The following is a 20,367-nucleotide window of genomic DNA, read 5'->3' on the forward strand; positions in this document are numbered from 1 at the left end:
CCTTCTTGCCAATAGCATAGTTCTCAGCATCATGGCAACGTCTTGGTGTTGGACCTGCTACACCCAATCCGATACGCAGGTTTTCAATTACCCCTTCGTCGTTCACCATACATACTGCGGCCACACCCAAAGTTGCAATATCCATGGCATTTCTCACCGCAAACTTAATGTACTTTCCACAAAATCCCTGGTAGTCTTTCGCTTCTATTTGGATATCCACCAATATTTCATCACCCTTTAAATCTACCCGACCAGGTCCCAAGTAAAATTCTTCAATGGGGACGATTCTAGTTCCTCTTACACTTTCAAGATACAATTGAGCATTAAGCGCAAATAATGTGGAAGCACTATCAGCTGAAGTAGCTCCGTTACAAATATTCCCCCCAATGGTAGCCACATTGCGAATCTGTGGGCCTCCCATCGTAATCGCAGCTTTGCTTAATACCGGAATTTGTTCATTTAGTAAACTACTTTGGTTAATCTGGCTAAAGGTTGCCATGGGACCAATATGTAAAGTCCCATCATTGGTCATTTCAATTCTGTCCAAACCGTGAATGCTTCTAAGACTCAAAATGCTCACATCCTGTAGTTTCCCTGCATGCATTTTAATCAAAACATCCGTTCCACCTGCAATAACAACCATGCCTGGATTTTGGTCCAATAAAGATACTGCTTGAGACACATTTTGGGGTTCCTGGTGATCCTTGATTCTATACATATCTATGCCTCCTGCATCTTAGTAAGACCCTCAAATACTCGTTGTGGAGTTAATGGAATTTCATTTAAAGGGACACCCAATGCATTCAGAACTGCATTGCGAATGGCTGGTGCGACAGAAACAACTGGCGGTTCTCCTAATGATTTTTGTCCATACGCAGTCGACGGTTCATTCGTTTCAACAAATATAACATCTAATTCTGGCATATCCATTACAGTAGGTATCTTGTAATCTAGTAGATTATCATTAAGCACTTTACCAGTTTTGGGATCAATCAAGATTTGTTCAGAAAGCCCGTAAGCCAAGCCCATAGACACGCCACCTTCAACTTGCCCCTCTGCTTGTTTATGATTAATTATGGTTCCTGAATCATGGATGGCCCATATTTTTTTGATATTTATCTTACCAGTCAAGGAGTCTACCGCCACGTCAACAAATACAGCTCCAAAGGACAATGGATCATTATTCGGTTTATGGTAAATCTCATGGCTTATTGCAATCGGATTACTATGATGATAATAGGCATTCATCGCAGCCTTCGAGATTTCAATCAGTTTTTCATCTGTATTCTTATCCCAAATCCAATCATCTCTAGCTATAAGCGTATCTACATCAACTTTCATCGCTTCAGCCGTATATTTAAGCAAATCTTCACGACACATAACGGCAGCTTTATATACAGCCGCTCCCGTCATATTCGTTTGGCGTGAAGCGTACGCCCCCAAATCAAAGGGGCAAATATCTGTATCTACAGAAATCACTTTTACTCGATTATACGAGATACCCAGTTCTTCAGCCGCAATCTGAGCCATAACTGTATTACTACCTTGACCAATCTCAGATGCCCCTATGAATAAAGTAGCTGAGCCATCCTCGTTCAACTTGATGCGTGCACCAGCGATTTCTTCGTTAAATGGAAATGTGTTACTTCCGTACGAGAAACAAGCCATACCTAGGCCCTTCTTAAACTCTCCCGTCTCTTTGGCATACCTAGCCCGTTTCTTTTTCCAGTTTGTAAGATTTTCCCCTATACGAATGCACTCTTCAACACCACAAGAATCAATCGTAAAGTAATTCTGTGGATCTTTAAATCCCAACTTAATAATATTCCTTCTCCTAAGTTCTATTGGATCCATCCCCATTTTTTTGGCAATATTATCCATATGGGATTCCATTGCAAAATTCAATTGAGATATTCCATAAGAACGCATTGCTGAAGCAACTGGAATATTCGTATAAACACTCGTTCCTTTAAAAGAAATATTATCTGTAGGATAAAGATTCGGAAATTGAGCTGACATATTGTAGACAATACCATGACCATGTGCTGCATAGGCACCCGTGTTGGAGAGCACATCCATGGTTCTAGTTGTAATCTTTCCATCCTTTGTAATACCAGTCTTCAGCTTAATAATCGTCGAATGCCTCGTTCTAGTAGATACCATGTTTTCTTCACGAGAAAACTCTAGCAATACCGGCCTCTTGGTTTTGATTGCCAACATGGCCGTAATGGGTTCTAACGTCACGTCTTCCTTGCTACCAAATCCACCACCCACATAGTCTGCCACTACCCTAATATTCCCTATAGGCATATCCAATGCTTGGGAAAGAATCCTTCTAAGGTGAAATGCAATTTGTGTTGATGCATGGACTACTAGTCTGCCACTGTCCTCGAAATAAGCTTTGGTAATATGCGTTTCAATCGGGCAATGCTGGACAATAGGGGTTCGAAATTCATCTTCAAACACTAGGTCTGCAGTAGAAAATCCCTTTTTCACATCTCCAAATTCATAAAAATTTTGGTCAAGTAAATTTCCGGTTCCTTCATGAATTTCAGCATTCTTGTTATCTGCAGCAACTTGAATAGCCTTCTCAGGTGAAAATACAGATGGTAGTTCCTCGTATTCGACTTTAATGAGCTTAACTGCCTGGTTGGCAATTTCTGGTGTTTCGGCTGCTACCGCAGCCACATAATCACCGACGAATCGTACTTTATTATCCAAAATATACTTATCCCTGGGACTATCATCTGGAAAAGGATGTCCTTGTGGACAATACTTTACTCGCGGCATATCCTTCCACGTCAATACGCTATGGACTCCTGAAAGTTTTTCAGCCTCTGCCGTATCAATGCTCTTTATATTAGCATGAGCTTTTGTGCTCCAAAGTATTTTTCCATAAAGCATATCGTTCGTTCTAGTATCTGCAATATACTTAGCTTTACCTGTTACCTTGGGTTTAGCATCCGTACGAGTCCTAACCTGCCCAATATGTTGGTATTCCTTCTTTTGTTTAGGCTTGGTATCACTTACAACAAACTCCATACCACTTTTTTTCTTCAAACCAACTTTAATTGGGTTGCTATCTTTATTGTCCATTGTCCTACCTCCAACCTAAAGGTTCTTGTAGATTTTTGCCACTTCAGCCTCTGCTTGCGCATGAATCTTTTCTTCATCAATACCAATAAGTTCCCCATCACAGTATACAATTTTTCCATTGACCATGGTAAGTTTTACTGGTCTCGCATAGCCAATTGTACCAAGAAATGATGCTGGATCTAATAATGCACCAGCAAATTCCAATTTGTTTACATCCAAAGCGAATAAATCAGCGGCCTTGCCAACCGTTAGTGAGCCAATATCAGTTCGGCCCAAAACTTTGGCACTACCATTCGTAGCAATTTTCAGAACATCATACCCAGTCGGTGCTAGGTTACTAGAATTCAAACGGTGCAATAGATATGCAATACGAATTTCAGACAACAAGTTAGAAGCATCATTGCTACCACAGCCGTCAACACCTAGTCCCAGAGGAACCTCATGTTTGAGCATCAAGGGGACCTTGCAAACACCAGATGACAATTTCATATTGGATACTGGGCAATGGCAAACACCTGTTTGAGTTTCTCCTAGGAAAGCTACTTCTTCATCGGTAAAATGTATTCCATGCGCATACCAGACATCCGGACCTGTAAATCCACACTCATGCGCCCAAGCTAATGGACGCTTACCATAGGTTTCCAAACAGTATTTTTCCTCGTCAATTGTCTCACATAAATGTGTATGTAATCGTACACCCTTTGCTCTAGCAAGTTTAACCGATTCCACCATTACTTCCGTATCTACAGAAAACGGAGAGCAGGGAGCCACAGCCACTTGTCTCATTGAAAAATCACTTGCATCGTGATATGTATCGATAAGACGTTCGCAGTCATCTATAAACTGCTGGGTAGTTTCTCCCAATTCATCGGGAGGAAGGCCTCCGTTCTTCTGAGTGCGGGTAAAACAACTTCTGCCTGCGTAAAAACGAATACCTAGTTCTTCGGCAGCATCCATCTGACGATCAATTAAATCTCGTCCCTTTCCTTGTGGGAATGCAAAATGTTGGTCAAAGTTTGTCGTACATCCATACTTCAATAGTTCTCCCATAGCTACTTGGGAACTAAGATAAATAAATTTTGAATCTACATTTTTCCATACCTCATATAGATACATTAGCCAATCAAAAAGCTCATATGATTGAATTTCAGGGATGTTCCTTGAAAAAGCCTGCAATAAATGGTGGTGTGTATTAATTAAACCTGGATAAATAAATAGATCTTTGGCATCGATGATTTCAGCCTCGTCAGAAGAAATATTTTTATCAATCTGGATAATCCGCTTACCGTCAACCAAAATATCATGTCCATACAACACACGGTCTTGAGCATCACAAGTAATAATCGTTTTACAATTTTTAAATAGTGTTTTTCCCATTTGGTTTTCCTCACTCCTTCAAAAATAGCCTACTGAAGCAACAAATTATAGTTTTATTTAGTGACAGGTGGTTGCGGACTGTCATTCATTTCATCTTCATTATTCTTTATGCCTAAAATTTCATAGGGGGAGGGAGGAGGAGCCGCACCATACATTGGTGCGGTTCCATTTCCCAAATTACCAATCTTAGAATTGGCAAAGCTTTTTGATTAATTTCATTAATTGAACAATTTAATTTTGATGATCCGGCAAGATTTCCTCGTCCATTGAATTCAATGGTACCTTGGCAGGACTTTACATGTTATGCATATATCACACTTGTCATAAATACAAATAACCCGTCAACATATGTATGTGCGGGCCTTAGTTTTATTTACTGACAGGTGGTTGCGTACTGTCATTCAAGTCCAATACAATTTTTTATCCCCTCAAGAATTTTCTACACTTTACTCTCGAGTCTTCGGTATAAGCAAATCTCCCCTCCTTTTATCTTAAATCTATCATCAAACTTATAATTATGTATATTGGCTTTTGGCTCCAAAATCGCCTTTGCCCGTATTAACAATACGCTATTAATTTTTAGCACAATAACAATATTTTTTTGAGCTTTTTAACAACCTTGTTATTGCCTCTAATAAAATATGTATTTTTTCTCATATAAAGTTGCTCGCCTCCATTGGTGGACACGAAACAAAAATTATATCAGCAAAAGTGTTCTGTGCTACTTTCCACATTCAATACCGATGCATCCTCTTCGGATTTCTTTAATCTACTGCAACATTTTCTTAAGGAAAGTAGAGTCACCTGCTTGAGGGCTAATGGAAAAGCCTTGCGATGCTTCCCTTTTGACTAAGTAAGAGGTTGTTTCACTATCTTTCCGTGGATAAACCACCTTTCAATACAAAAAAAGACAGGGCCTCGTGTTTGTGGCAAACTAAAAATGCAATAATTGGCAATCAAAAATACAACGGATGGCAAAAAAAGTAATTGCCAGTACAGACCTAACCAAATAACCTTTTAAGTGACTAAGCTTAAAGGGAGGAAAGGAAGTGCTGACAATTACCCACATCAATTATATACGAGAACTCTATCATGTTGAAGGACTTAGATATAGTGAAATCGTAAAACGGACAAATTGCAATTATCGCACTGTTAAGAAATACATCGAGAAAGAGGACTACAACGAGAACAATCATAAAGTACAACGAAAGAAGCGGAGTGATTCCATACGCCCCATCGTTCGCGAGATACTCTTAGAAGACCTGGAACGCCATCCAAAGCAAAGGCACACTGCCACCAGGATTTACGCCCGCCTTTCGGAGGAATATCCAGACAAATTGAAAGTCTCTGAGAGAACCGTACGAACGGTGGTCAAGGAAGAAAAACAGAAGGTCTATGGCAACAAGAAAGCCTACCTAGATCTGCAACATCCTGGAGCAGAAGCTCAGATAGATTTCGGGATGGTCAAGGTCTACGAAGATGGCGTACTCAAAAAACTCCATGAGCTCGTGCTGTCGTTTCCCTATTCCAATGCTAGGTTGCTTCAGATAACCAGAAGCGAAACCAGGGAATCCCTGATGGAAGCCATGGTAGATATTTTCAGGCACATAGGCTGTGTACCCCGATGCATCTGGTTTGACCAGATGGCAGCAGCTGCCATCCGGAAGAAGGATGACAAAGGGAAACCGGAAGTGACTGAACAATTCCTTCGATTCGCCATGCATCATGGTTTCGAAGTTAGGTTCTGCAACCCGAATAGCGGCCACGAGAAAGGTAACGTCGAAAACAGCGTCGGGTATCTTAGAAGGAACCTCTTGGTTCCTGAGCCACGGTTCACATCCCTTGAGGACTACAACAAATCTCTGTTACAACGGGCGGCCGCTCTGATGCAGAAAAAGCATTACCAAAAAGAAGAAACCATCGCCGAACTGTTTGAGGCGGAAAAGGAGAAATGTTCTCCTCTTCCTAGGGTGGTATTCGATACTGCCCGCTACGAAATTAGACGAGTCAACAAATATGGCTATATCCAGTACGAAAAGGTTACCTACTCCGTTTCACCCAAGTGCGTCGGAGACCATGTGAGTTTAAGGGTTACAGCTACACGCATAGAAATATTCACTAAGGATCTACAAAAGAAACTGTGCTCGCATACTAGGAGCTACATAAAAGGTTCTGAATCCATCCACTGGGTGGACTTCATCGATGTAATGAAGACCAGGCCTAGAGCGCTCAAATATTCCGGTATCTATGGTCTTCTCCCAACCAACTGGCAGACTTATCTGGAAAGCTGCGACAATGCAGAGCTCAAGGAGTCCCTGGGCATACTCAGGATGATTATGCTGACAGATGATTTGGCTTTTGCTAAGAAGGTCATGGATGCGGCTGGTAAGCATACAGCCATATCTTCTCAATCACTGTATCTTGCATACAAGAGACTGAAGGAGAATGTCAACACCTTCTGTGGGAGTATAGCGGTTGCTAAAGACCTGCCACCCTACCAGGTAAGCATAGATGCCTACGACTCACTCCTAGGAGGCATGTGTCATGAATGAGCGGATTGAATTCTACCAGAAAAAGCTTAGGCTTTCGCGTTCCTTACATGAGATTTATCCGGAAATTGTTGCAGAAACCCATGAGAAGTTCCTGGAAGAACTACTAGAGAAAATGCACCAGGACCGCTTGGAGAAGCAGCGCCTACGGAACCTTAAGGCTGCAGGCTTCGGAGTACAAAAAACACTGACCGATTACCGATTCGATGACATACAGTTCCCGGAGAGGCTAAATCGCGAGTCTCTCTTGGATTTAAACTTTCTTGAGGACACTCAGAATCTCATCCTATATGGCTCTGTCGGCACCGGCAAGACGCACCTTGCCATTGGGCTTGGTGTGAATGCCATTAACCAAGGTAGGAAAGCAGTTTTCTACCGGGTGCATGACTTAATCCAATTACTGGAAGAGGCCAAAGGTCGAAAGCTAGCCTCGCTCTACAAGAAGATTGACGATGCGGAGCTTCTAATCCTGGACGAATGGGGTTATCTCCCTTTGCACCAAGAAGGCGCCCGGCTCCTTTTCGACATCGTATCCAGATGCTACGAATACAAGAGCATCATAATTACGACCAACATTGAATTTAGCAAATGGAAGGGCTTCCTGTTTGATGAAAAGCTGACAGCAGCCATTGTGGATCGCTTGGTCCACCACTCCCATATGCTTTTATTTACAGGTGAAAGTTACCGTATGCGTAACTCCCTGATGAAGTAGTTTTAGTAGGTTTGTACGAATTGTACTTATGATTGCCAAAAGTTGTATTTTCTACTTGCCAAACACAGCCTCGCCTGTCTTAGAAATGGTTTACAATTTAAAAACCGAGTGGACTATTCTTTAGCCCACTCGGTTTTACACTATTGATACTGGTTTTGCCAATCTAGAGCTAGCAATAGTAGTTCCATCTTTTGCTGATTATTCTGAAGTGTAGTTTTATACAAGGTCTGCTCAGCGCTAAGTAGACTATCTAGTGATACTTCGCCTAAGGAATATTTTAATTCTTGTAAACGGTAAATATCTTCTTGGTAAGCTAGGTTTGCTTCACTTTCTAGATAGCTCCGATTCTTTTCCTGTAAGTTGTAGTAATCACTATATATGGATAGCCAAGTCTGGTTGAGGCTTTCTTGATAACTATTCTCCGCCTGATCATATTGGTATTTGTATTGTTCGTAATCTTTGTTTACTTTTCTATAAATATTAAGGAAACTTTCGTACTGAAGTGCTTCTAAGTCAAGCTCTTCTGCAGCCGATTTGACTGTGAAACTTTCTTCCACTACTTCGCCAAATTCAGAAGGATTAACAAATTCCGTAAGATCTGGTATTGAAAGATTTGTCCAAGTTCCTTCCGACTGAACATCTTCATCATAGGATAGACCTAGAAACAAATACCACTCCATTTGTTTAATGTGTAAGCTTTCTTTTTGAGTTTGCATATCGTTTTCTGCTTCCACAAGGCTATTCTTTGCTTGAACCACATCAAGCGATGTTGCATCGCCCAGTTGATACTTAAGATTCACAATTTTCAAGCTATCTTGAGCTCGGGTATAAGAAGTTGTCGCACTTTCTAAATTATCCTGAGCAAGAAGCAATTGATAAAACTTTTGGGTCGCATCATAGGAAATTTGTTCCTTTGCAGACTCATACTCTTCAATAGCCTTATCATAATCTAACTGAGCCGACATGATGTAGTATTGATTGTTAATCAATGCTCTTTTCAGATTGTCCATACTACTCGTATTCAGTTCACCTCGTTGTAATTCGTTATATTGATCTTGTGCTTCGTCCAAAGCCTGTTTGCTCAGCTCTACTTTGTCATAAATAAGAGCCAAATCTTCAGAATGTTCCAGAGTGTATTCGATGGATTCCTCTAGACTCAAACTATCTGGCGTTAGCTCAATATCCGCTTCCTCTGCTAAAGCAATTGGTGTCAAGATACCTAGACTCATTATAAGGCTCCCGAGGAGTATTGCCACCGTCGTTTTTTTAACAAATTTATTCATATCGTTTCCTTTCTATTCATAGCGCAAAGCATCAACTGGTGCCAAAGATGATGCACGATAGGCTGGATAAATTCCAAAGAACACACCCAATAAACTGGAGAAACCGACTGCCAATCCGATAGCCCAGAATGAAATCACCAGCGGAACACCTACTATGGGTGTGGTCCAAGCCAGTATTGCAATGCCAATGAGAACGCCTAGGGCCCCACCAAGTCCTGTAATAACAATGGACTCAATAACAAATTGAATTAAGATATCGCCTCGTTTAGCTCCAATTGCCTTTCGAATACCAATTTCTCTCGTTCTCTCAGTTACACTGACCAACATTATATTCATTACGCCTATTCCACCAACCAATAGTGAAATAGCTGCAATCGCCACTAAAACCAACGTCAAGGTACTCATAACGGTTTCCATCATATCTGCAATGCTAGATAAAGAAAATGTCCGATAATCTTCCTCACCTTCATTATTGTGAATTTTCTCCAATGTCTCAACAATGGCTTCACTATCTTCTGTTATTGAATCTGAATCCATAAGATCTATTTCCAATTTATTGAAAGTACCACTGTATGTTGGAAAACTCGTATAGGGCACATAAATGGTTTTGTTGGTATCATCCGTATACGCACCACTGTCTTCATCAGACTCATATATACCAATGATTGTATACTCTCGCTTATATCCACCATAATCAATCAATATCGTTTCACCTACTGCATCTTCCGTGCCAAATATATCCGCTGCAAATAAATTGTCCAAAACGATAATGTCAGATTTTCTTGTTACATCTTCATCAGTGAAATAATCACCATACATAATATCTAAATCGTATATTTCATCATAATCTCCATTTGTACCAGTAGCATTGATGGTATAGTCTTCGCGATTTAACGTATAACTTCCAGTTTCACTCATGCTTGGGGATATTAGATTAATACGGTCAGCATAAGCTAGCTTTAACATGCTGATATCTTCTTCTGTGAATTCTACGCTACGTGCTACCTGGCCTGAAATTGACACGGACAGGCGATTCGCGCCCGAAGAAGCAAACTGTTCCTCAATGGATTGACTTTGCCCTTCCGAAAATCCAATAATAACGATTACGGAGGAAATACCAATTATGATTCCAAGCATTGACAAAGCAGTTCTAGTCTTACTACTCCAAAGGCTATATAAAGCACTTTTAATTAATTCAAATAGCTTCATCTAGGCCAACTCCAATCTAATCTGCTTCATCTGTTCATCAGCTAAAATCATCCCGTCCTTAAAAGTAATAACTCTTTTTGTATGTACAGCTACCTCAGGCTCATGTGTAACCATAACAATAGTTACACCCTTATCATTAATATCCTGAAAAACTTTGAGAATTTCATCACCGGAAGCCGTGTCCAAATTTCCTGTCGGTTCATCTGCTAAAAGAATAGCCGGTTCATTAGCCAAAGCACGAGCTATAGCCACTCGTTGCTTCTGTCCTCCAGACATCTCTGTAGGTTTATTCTTTGCTTTTTCTACCAAACCAACTTGGTCCAGTAGATCTAACGCACGAGTTCTTCTCTCTGTTTTTTCTATCCCAGCATACATCATAGGGAGTTCCACATTTGCGAGCGCTGTCAATTTCGGTAAAAGATTGTAGGATTGGAATACGAATCCTATCTTTTCGCAACGAATACTCGAAAGAGTCTTGTTTTTCACATCAGACATATTAATACCATCTAATACATATTCGCCATCATCAAAAACATCCAAACATCCTAAAATATTCATCAGAGTAGATTTTCCAGAGCCTGAATGTCCCATGATGGAAGTGTACTCCCCTTTTTTAATTTCAAAAGAAACATCTTTTAATGCCTGAAAACTGATAGAGCCTGTATGATACGTCTTATTGATTTTGTTTACTTTAATCATTCTGCTTTCCTCTCAGGACGTTCACCACCAGCAGTTCCACCACCTGCGCCTGCACCAGGCATCATCATCAAACTAGTATCGCCTTCTGATGTCGTTGACTCGCTGCTAAGTGTTATTGCTTCCTCTAATGTCATACCATCCTGCATAGTAGATAAAGCTGTGCGAATTATTTTTTGACCAACCAATTCATCATTCATGATTTGTGTATACAGGACATCCTCGTATCCAGTCTCCACGCTTTGCATTTTTAAAGTATTATCATCCTGCACCAAAAATATTACATCTTGTTCATTGATTGTTCGAATTGCCGTATATGGTACTACCGTTACATCGTTTAGATCCACAGAGTTAATACTTACTTCCACCGAATAACCAGGAATTAATGCGTCATCTGCCTCATTAAGTTCAATGACTGCTTCCACCGTAGACACAGTCCCACTAGTGGCAACAGGAGCAATCGATACCACAGTGCCTTCATAATCCTTATCCAATGCTGAAACAGTAACTGTCGCAGAACTGCCAACTGATACAAAAGGAATATCATATTCCTCGATATCGGCAGTTAAAGTCATCTTCTCTGAAACTGCAATTACTGCAATCTCGGAATCCTCCAAGACCTTATCTGAAACTGATGGAACCATGTTAAGTAAAGTTCCACTAGCCACAGCCTTTACTTCCATGTTGTCATAATCCTCGTTTAGTCGTTCTAGAGTATTCTTTTTAGTTAAATATGCATTATAACTTTTTGATAATGTCTCTTGTTTAGATAGTACTTCATTTTGTGTAACACCGCCTTCGGCATAAAGAGTCTCTGCAATATCTGCATTGCGTTTTGCAGTTTCGTAGCTACTATATGCATCTGAAAGAGAAATCGTTGCATCCTCAATATCTTCAGCTATATCATCTCTTTCAAGGCGCAACAAAATCTGTCCTTCCTCAACATATTCTCCTTCTTCTACTAAAACTTCTTCCACAATCCCGTCTGTTTCCATATAGACACTCTCTGACTCCATTTCGAGAAAACCATCTGCGTAGATTTCATCTGAAATATCCATTTGTGAAACTACTCCAATTAGGTTTTCCTGCCCAATGTTGTCGGATACTGTGGCAGTGCTACTATTGTTGCGGAACATGTTCCAGCCAAACAAGCCACCTATAACAATTACTATGATCACGATAGCAATAATCCACTTTTTCTTTTTACTCTTTTTTGTCATTTATATTTCTCCCGTCGTTTTCTTTAAAGTGTATTCTTTAATTATTACAAAATTGTGACAGTTTTATTACAATAGACCACTAGTAGAACTGCTTCACTCTATAAAACCGCCTTCTAAAAAAGCTCAGGCGGTTTATATCTACTACATTATATTTTGTTTGAAAAGCACTCCTTCTTCAGCTTTTCAATATCGATTAGCGGTAAAATTTTAACTGCAATTTCCATCAATAGACGGTTATTGGGTAGATCCAAATTAATGTGGCATAGTTTCTCAATTATTTTAATCCTATATCGGATCGTATTGGGGTGTACATACATCTCTGCTGCAGCTACTCGATGTTTATAATTTGAATGAATCAAGCATTTCAATGTTTCGACCAAATTTGAATTGTGCTCCGCATCGTTCAGCATTAGCGGTTGTAGATAATCCTCATAGAATCGATACATTTCTGCATCCAAATCAGTAGATAAAAGCAAGCGGTAAAATCCCAAATTATTAAAATCATACACACTACTATCTAAATCACAGCATGCTCCAATCCGGATTGCACCTTTGGCTTCGCTATAACTTTTTGCAATATTGCTATAGTCGCCCGGTCTACCGATACCCACAAATACTGTTGAATCCCCATAATCTTCGGATACCTTATTTCGTAAACTTTCAGCCTTTTCTATGGTTTCCTGATTGTACTCAGAAAGCACCGCATAATACTTGGCATCCATCAAGCCTTGAACCACATCATTTCCAAAAATAATCTTCCCTTGGTATTCCAAAGCTTCTTCATCAATTGTTTCTAGTTCAACATCCAAACGGTAAACTAACACTACTCCTTCTCTTGGTATACAATAATTCAGTTTTTTAGCCTGGTTTATTGCTTCTTCAAAACTGTAATCCCCTTTGAAAAGGCCTTCTAAAAATTTACGTTTATGCTTCCTTTGAATTGCAATCAACGATTTGATGAAATTTGCTTCTAACGCACAAACAGATGCTGCATAATCTAACAATCTTTCTTCTTCAAGAGAAAATTCTTTTTCTCCTTTCAAAAGGATAATATGCCCTCCATCTTTATCCTGTGTATGAATTTTCGCCCCTAGCCATTCTTTCTTTTCACCTCCACATTCACGGGTATAGGCTTCTACATCTTGGCACTTTATTTCTCTTTTGTCATTTATAAACCACAGGCGCTGATCTAGTAAATAGCTTGGAATTTCAAAATCGGAGGGGGCTACATATTTATTCTCACCGAAAAGCAAGACTACCTGAAGTCCTGTGTACTTATTTAGCATTTCTGCTATGCCTGCGAGTCCATCAACATACAAGGCATTATTGATTTCCTTAAACCCCTTTTGAAGTCTTCTGGTTTTATATGAACTAATAAAATCGCTGATTTCAACATATGAAAAACCGTTTTTCAAAATTATGATGGGTAGTCCAACTCTATTGGCGGTGTCTTTAATCGCTCTTGGCAATTGATTGTCAAAATATCGCAAGGTCATGGCCAAGCCGGAGGCACCATGCTCTGCCAATTTTTGCACAATATTCATCTGCATTTTTTCACCACTTTTTAGACAGTATCCAGTACTTAGAATCAGTTCTCCACCTTTTAAGTAACCTACGCCATCCGGAGAATCTAGCACAGTAACGGATAGAATAGGATTTTCAATACCACCTTCACCCGCCACTAATTGGGTACCTTGAAAAAACTTGCATTCTAGCAAATCTTTGATTGTCATGTCTGTCATGTATGACCTCCTTGCAAGGGAAACGCGGTTGCTAAATTTAGAAAAATGCATATTATGATTATTAAATATATATAGTTTACAAGCCACCCTGCCCCTAAAATAATTGCGTCAATAATTGCAAATAAAACGATCAAACGATAGATAAATGAAAAATTTCCTTCAACATTCGCTGAATTAATTGGCATGCACAAAATAGTTCTCCATATACTATTTAATATACAGCGCCTTCTATATCAATAATTCGCAGTTTAAATGCTTCGTTCCTTCCTTTTTCAAGAATTATAATTTTATATTTTCACCCTATAGAAAAACCGCAGCTATCGAAGACTGCGGCTTTATACAATATTTAATTTTTGTTTGTCGATTAGGGGATAGTCAAACCGACAAGAATTTCAAACTTCTGCAGTGACTGTCCTTAACATGGTTTATCCTTACAATTCAAGGCTATCTGAACTCCATCACATTGAAGTATAACTACCTAGATTGTCGCCTCTTGTGAGACTATTCAAATACTTTGCCAAGAGGCATTCCGTATCCAATAAGCTCTTCTCTGATTCGATCCACTCTTGCCTTATATTCTGGTGAAGGCTCTTGCTTTTCTAAATCATAGCACTCATAGATACTTTGTCCTTTTGGAGGTTGACTTAATTGTTCTTCGTACAGCGGTAATACTTTCTTAGCTACTTCATTGGCTTTTTCTCTTGTCATGCCGGCACATGATTTAAATACCTCACCAACCCACCAGCACTCTTGTGGAGTAATGTAGTCAGTGTATCGTCCACCTGCAGATCTAGGTTGAGTAGTCTTAGACGCGCCCGATACGCAATGGTTCATATTGCCTACTGCAGATTCATACAAGAACATATCCGTATTCGGACCAGCAGTCTCATTTACAATTTTATTCCGCATGAACTTGGTGTTTCGGCTAACAGCTTGTGTGCCAACAGAATTACCCCATAAAGCTTTACGTCCACAGTTACCAAATAATTTCAAGTCATATACGTAAGAACTTACATAATCAGCTTGCATGATGGTAAATAGCAGAATTTCAGTTGCAATATTTGCTAAAACAGCACCTTCAACTGGGCCAGCATATCCACCGATATATGAGAATCCACCAACTCGTAATTTATGTCCATAGTTTAATCCTTGAATAATTCGGTGGAAGTTACTGAATGTACATTTTAACTCAACCGGGCATAAAGACATTGTATTATTGCCATATCCTGGTAGTGCAGGCGCACCACCTAAATGACCATACTCTGTACAAGCACCTGCTACACCGGTTAATGACATGCCTTCTCTGCCAGCTCTCCAAAGTGCTTCTTTTTTTAGTTGTGATTCATAATGGCCCATCAAGGTTTCATAAGGGGAACCGGAACGAACTTTTCTTCCATAAACAGTTGATAGAGTAGGTCCATGGAGTACATCGACCAATTTAGGGTATCTGATGATTCCTTCCACCAACGGTAGATATAGTTCCTCAGAACATACCAAACCTAGAGATGCACACATAAGTGGCTCAGTGGGATCTTCGGGACGTCTAGGACGCATCACTACTTGATCTTTTCCAGTACCCATCAAGTTTTCTCTCTGATAATTCTTTACAGTATCTTGATATTCTTCTTCTGTAATTTTAATGATTCGTTCTGTATCTTCACAAAAAAGACCAAGTTCTAATGCCAATTCTTTACCAGCAACCCAAAAACGGTCTGCTAATTCATCGCTACAGTTGATCGGATTTTCAGGGTCATACGTTTTTTCCAATCCATGTTCTTTCAACTTATTCCGAATTGCAGTTGGAATCGTTCTGATATCCCATTCTTTCAAAGTTGTAACTGGACCAGTATATGCCTTGTCCAAACTATCCATTATATTTTGTACTTTTCTACTCATACTCATGATTTTATCCTCCTAATCCCTAACCTAACCTTGGTGCTCAGAATCTAGAATAATGGTTTCTTCCAATGGTGATCCCTCAATTGTCATAAGTTTCTTGAAGAGCTCCACTGCATCAAAGGCATTCCTGCCCCAGCCATCAGCTCCGATTTTTTTAGCGAAATCCGTAGTAACCGGTCCACCACCAACTACATAAAAATACTTATCTCTTTTTCCAGTATCTCTAAGATAAGCTACTACGTCTTCTAAGAATGGCAATGATGTTGTGAGTAGAGTTGATTGTGCAATAATATCAGCGTCTACTTCTTCAGCCTTCTTAATAATCTCTTTAAAGGGAACATCTATTCCCAAGTCATATACTTCGAAGCCATTTACACCCAGTAGAGCCGATACTACATTTTTACCGATATCATGTACATCGCCTTCAGCCTGTGCCATCACAACAGTACCTCTTTTTTGAGAAACACCACCGTCTGATTTAATTCTTTCAAATATTAAATCAACTACCTTTTTCATCGCATCACCTGCGATTACCAATTCAGGCAAGTAAGCATCACCATCGTCATAGCGCTTATTAATAATATCCATACCAGCGGTACCACCTTGGTTCAGTATATCCATAGGTGCCATACCTTCATCAAACGCTGCATGAACGTATTTTATAGCATCCTCTTCATACCCCTCGGCAATCGCATAGCTCAGCTTTTCCATCAACTCTTTAGACACAATAACATCCTCCTTAGTACTTTATTTGTCACTTTCAGTGTTACGAGGAACTATTCCTTACATCTAATATTATTCACTTTTTCGCATTTATTATCGTTCACCACAAATACAAATCATCAGAGTGTTTTACGCTAATATGCATCACTTTATTGACCATTTTAACAAATTGTTATTTTTACTTTACTTTTTAGTTTAATCAGATGTAAAAGTATATCCAATAAACCAAATAGATAGTCAACAACTCATTTTTTGAACGAATAAAAATAGACATAAAAAAAAACGAGCAAAACTCGTTCCTAAGATTAATTCTAACAAGGCCGAATCGTATGGCTCTATGCTCAATCACTGAAAAGCATACTTTCCTGTTTGAAATAGTCTTCTTTCCATATAAAATTTTGGTAACCACACATCCATATGTAAAACTGCATAAAAAAAAGGAACGAGCCAAAGCTCGTCCTTTAAAATTAATTCTGGCAACGTCCTACTCTCCCGGGGCCAATGCCCAAGTACCATCAGCGCTGAAAAGCTTAACTTCCGTGTTCGGAATGGTTACGGGTGGTTCCTTTTCGCAATCATCACCAGAAATTGTTATCCTATTTACATACCTTGCAATTGGGTTTTCTTGTTCTTTGAAAACTACACAGCTTTCGTAAAGCAGTACTAAAAGTTATCTTTCCTTTAAGTGGCTTCTGGTGAAGCCCTCGACCGATTAGTATTGGTCAGCTGCATGCATTACTGCACTTCCACTCCCAACCTATCAACCAGATCTTCTCTCTGGGGTCTTACTGGATTAACTCCATGGGAAACCTTGTCTTGAAGTAGGCTTCGCGCTTAGATGCTTTCAGCGCTTATCCTTTCCGAACGTAGCTACCCAGCTATGCCCTTGGCAGGACAACTGGTACACCAGCGGTTCGTCCACTCCGGTCCTCTCGTACTAGGAGCAGCTCTCCTCAAGTTTCCTACGCCTGCGGCGGATAGGGACCGAACTGTCTCACGACGTTCTGAACCCAGCTCGCGTACCGCTTTAATGGGCGAACAGCCCAACCCTTGGGACCTACTACAGCCCCAGGATGCGATGAGCCGACATCGAGGTGCCAAACCTCCCCGTCGATGTGAACTCTTGGGGGAGATAAGCCTGTTATCCCCGGGGTAGCTTTTATCCGTTGAGCGATGGCCCTTCCACTCGGAACCACCGGATCACTAAGCCCGACTTTCATCCCTGCTCGACCCGTCAGTCTCGCAGTCAAGCTGGTTTATGCCTTTACACTCTGCGGATGATTTCCAACCATCCTGAACCAGCCTTTGGGCGCCTCCGTTACTCTTTGGGAGGCGACCGCCCCAGTCAAACTGCCCACCTGACACTGTCCCATGACCGGATCACGGCCACTGGTTAGAAGTCCAATACACTAAGAGTGGTATCCCACCGGTGACTCCACACATACTAGCGTACATGCTTCCAAGTCTCCCACCTATGCTGTACATAGTGTATCGAAATTCAATGTCAGGCTACAGTAAAGCTCCACGGGGTCTTTCTGTCCTGCCGCAGGTAACCAGCATCTTCACTGGTACTACAATTTCGCCGAGTCCTTCGTTGAGACAGTGCCCAGATCGTTACGCCTTTCGTGCGGGTCGGAACTTACCCGACAAGGAATTTCGCTACCTTAGGACCGTTATAGTTACGGCCGCCGTTTACTGGGGCTTCAGTTCTATGCTTCTCCCGAAGGATAACATTTTCCCTTAACCTTCCAGCACCGGGCAGGCGTCAGCACCTATACATCATCTCATCGATTTAGCAGGCACCTGTGTTTTTGGTAAACAGTCGCCTGGGCCAATTCTCTGCGGCCCCTCAATGCTCAGAGCGTGCGCTCTTTACACCGGGGGGCACCCCTTCTCCCGAAGTTACGGGGTCATTTTGCCGAGTTCCTTAACGAAGGTTCTCTCGCGCGCCTTAGGATTCTCACCCTTCCTACCTGTGTCGGTTTACGGTACGGGTACCTGTACTCCTCGTTAGAAGCTTTTCTTGTCAGTGTGGGGTCAGCTGCTTCGCTACTTAATTTCGCTCGGCGTAACATCTCAGGTTTATGTGATGCGGATTTTCCTACATCACACCCTACTTGCTTGCACGCACATATCCATCAGTGCGCCATGCCTACCCTCCTGCGTCACTCCATCCTCAAATGGCGTACAGGTAGCATTGAAATATCAATCAATTGTCCATCGCCTACGCCTTTCGGCCTCAGCTTAGGTCCCGGCTTACCCTGGGCGGACGAGCCTTCCCCAGGAAACCTTAGGTTTTTGGCGGGGGAGATTCTCACTCCCCTTATCGCATACTTATACCGGCATTCTCACTTCTGTGCTCTCCAAGTCGCCTTACAGCTTCCCTTCTCCGCACACAGAACGCTCCCCTACCCATTAATAAATTAATGCCAAAGTTTCGGTGTTAGACTTGAGCCCCGTTACATTTTCGGCGCAGGGCCACTCGACCAGTGAGCTATTACGCACTCTTTAAATGATGGCTGCTTCTAAGCCAACATCCTGGTTGTCTGGGCGTCCCTACATCCTTTTCCACTTAGTCTATACTTGGGGACCTTAACTGTTGGTCTGGGCTGTTTCCCTCTCGACTACGAACCTTGTCACCCGCAGTCTGACTCCCGGCTATAATTTATGGCATTCGGAGTTTGATAAGATTCGGTAACCCTTTAGGGCCCCTAGTCTATTCAGTGCTCTACCTCCATAAATCTCAACGCCGAGGCTAGCCCTAAAGCTATTTCGGGGAGAACCAGCTATCTCCGAGTTCGATTGGAATTTCACCCCTATCCACAGGTCATCCGCTCACTTTTCAACGTAAGTCGGTTCGAGCCTCCACGAAATTTTACTTCCGCTTCACTCTGCCCATGGATAGATCACTCGGTTTCGGGTCTGCAGCACCAAACTTTCGCCCTATTCAGACTTGGTTTCCCTTCGGCTCCGTGCCTGAAGCACTTAACCTCGCTTGATACCACAACTCGCCGGTCCGTTACACAAAAAGTACGCTGTCACTTTCGCTCCAACTGTTTGTAAGCACATGGTTTCAGGTTCTATTTCACTCCCCTCCCGGGGTCCTTTTCACCTTTCCCTCACGGTACTGGTTCACTATCGGTCACTAAGGAGTATTTAGCCTTGGGGGGTGGTCCCCCCGGGTTCCCACCGAGTTTCACGTGTTCAGTGGTACTCAGGATACTGCTAAGGTGCCTTCGGCTTTCGTCTACGAGGCTCTCACTCTCTTTGGCCAGATTTCCCAATCTGTTCGACTAACCTAATTCAATCCCATATTGCAGTCCTACAACCCCAGAATCTCTTCTGGTTTGGGCTATTTCCATTTCGCTCGCCGCTACTTAGGAAATCGAGTTTTCTTTCTCCTCCTCCGGATACTTAGATGTTTCAGTTCTCCGGGTTCGCTCCTCTATGGCTATTTGATTCACCATAGGGTTATATGATATTACTCATATAGGGTTTCCCCATTCGGATATCTCTGGATCAATGCCTGCTTGCGGCTCCCCAAAGCTTTTCGCAGCTTACCACGTCCTTCATCGCCTCTTAGTGCCAAGGCATCCACCATATGCTCTTACTAGCTTCACCTTTGTGTATGTTTCTTGTTTAAATTGCCTCTTAATGGTATAAGATTTCTTTTATTACTTTATTTACTCTTGCTAAATTGCTTAAAAAAAACTGCATTCACATGCGTATGTTTTTCTTGAGTTTTTTTGCTTTACTTTCGCTATGTAGTTTTCAAAGAACAAGTTTTCAAGAACATTCAGTCCTTGAAAAGTGAACAGTGAATTAAGCCCGATTACGACCTAGAAGTCTCCATCGCCTCAC

Annotated in this window: 12 protein-coding genes and 2 rRNA genes (1 of these 14 cut by a window edge); 2 read left to right on the forward strand and 12 right to left on the reverse strand. The window is 41.3% G+C overall.

Annotation, left to right across the window (positions count from 1 at the left end; all coding sequences use genetic code 11):
* The 3 genes from xdhB to JR334_05255 all read right to left on the reverse strand — a co-directional run.
* Positions 1–718: the 5' portion of a xanthine dehydrogenase FAD-binding subunit XdhB gene (xdhB, locus tag JR334_05245; GenBank protein ID QRN86615.1), read on the reverse strand. Its footprint begins 164 nt before the window's first position; only the first 718 of its 882 coding nucleotides appear in the window; the start codon lies at positions 716–718; the stop codon falls past the left edge of the window.
* A 2-nt stretch (positions 719–720) separates the two neighbouring features.
* A complete protein-coding gene (gene xdhA / locus JR334_05250) occupies positions 721–3,042 on the reverse strand; it encodes a xanthine dehydrogenase molybdenum-binding subunit XdhA (protein QRN86862.1) in 2,322 nt (773 codons plus the stop codon).
* Between the two features lie 69 nt (positions 3,043–3,111).
* Positions 3,112–4,473, reverse strand: a complete 1,362-nt coding sequence (locus JR334_05255) for an amidohydrolase family protein (protein ID QRN86616.1) — start codon at positions 4,471–4,473, stop codon at positions 3,112–3,114.
* Positions 4,474–5,522: 1,049 nt separating this feature from the next.
* Between JR334_05255 and istA the strand changes: the two genes are divergently transcribed.
* A complete protein-coding gene (istA, locus tag JR334_05260) occupies positions 5,523–7,025 on the forward strand; it encodes an IS21 family transposase (GenBank protein QRN86617.1) in 1,503 nt (500 codons plus the stop codon).
* Positions 7,018–7,734, forward strand: a complete 717-nt coding sequence (gene istB / locus JR334_05265; GenBank protein QRN86618.1) for an IS21-like element helper ATPase IstB — start codon at positions 7,018–7,020, stop codon at positions 7,732–7,734. Before istA ends, istB begins: the two co-directional genes overlap by 8 nt.
* A 140-nt stretch (positions 7,735–7,874) precedes the next feature.
* On the opposite strand, the gene JR334_05270 is transcribed toward istB, so the two are convergent.
* From JR334_05270 to JR334_05310, 9 genes are all read right to left on the reverse strand, one after another.
* Entirely contained in the window at positions 7,875–9,017 is a 1,143-nt protein-coding gene (locus tag JR334_05270; GenBank protein ID QRN86619.1) for a TolC family protein, read from the reverse strand.
* 12 nt (positions 9,018–9,029) lie between these two features.
* Positions 9,030–10,226: an ABC transporter permease gene (locus JR334_05275; GenBank protein ID QRN86620.1), complete on the reverse strand. Its 1,197-nt coding sequence runs from the start codon at positions 10,224–10,226 to the stop codon at positions 9,030–9,032.
* Complete coding sequence (locus JR334_05280) at positions 10,227–10,925, reverse strand: ABC transporter ATP-binding protein (protein ID QRN86621.1); 699 nt, start codon at positions 10,923–10,925, stop codon at positions 10,227–10,229.
* Positions 10,922–12,142: an efflux RND transporter periplasmic adaptor subunit gene (locus JR334_05285; protein ID QRN86622.1), complete on the reverse strand. Its 1,221-nt coding sequence runs from the start codon at positions 12,140–12,142 to the stop codon at positions 10,922–10,924. The genes JR334_05280 and JR334_05285 overlap by 4 nt, the downstream gene beginning before the upstream one ends.
* Before the next feature lie 146 nt (positions 12,143–12,288).
* A complete protein-coding gene (locus JR334_05290; protein QRN86623.1) occupies positions 12,289–13,884 on the reverse strand; it encodes a PucR family transcriptional regulator ligand-binding domain-containing protein in 1,596 nt (531 codons plus the stop codon).
* 501 nt (positions 13,885–14,385) lie between these two features.
* A complete protein-coding gene (locus tag JR334_05295) occupies positions 14,386–15,786 on the reverse strand; it encodes a monomethylamine:corrinoid methyltransferase (protein QRN86624.1) in 1,401 nt (466 codons plus the stop codon).
* Between the two features lie 24 nt (positions 15,787–15,810).
* A complete protein-coding gene (locus tag JR334_05300; GenBank protein ID QRN86625.1) occupies positions 15,811–16,509 on the reverse strand; it encodes a corrinoid protein in 699 nt (232 codons plus the stop codon).
* Positions 16,510–16,977: 468 nt separating this feature from the next.
* Positions 16,978–17,092 (reverse strand): 5S ribosomal RNA (gene rrf / locus JR334_05305).
* A 106-nt stretch (positions 17,093–17,198) separates the two neighbouring features.
* Positions 17,199–20,127 (reverse strand): 23S ribosomal RNA (locus tag JR334_05310).
* Positions 20,128–20,367 lie beyond the last annotated feature (240 nt).

This window comes from Clostridia bacterium, from assembly GCA_016887505.1.
Lineage (GTDB): Bacteria > Bacillota > TC1 > TC1 > UBA5767 > UBA5767.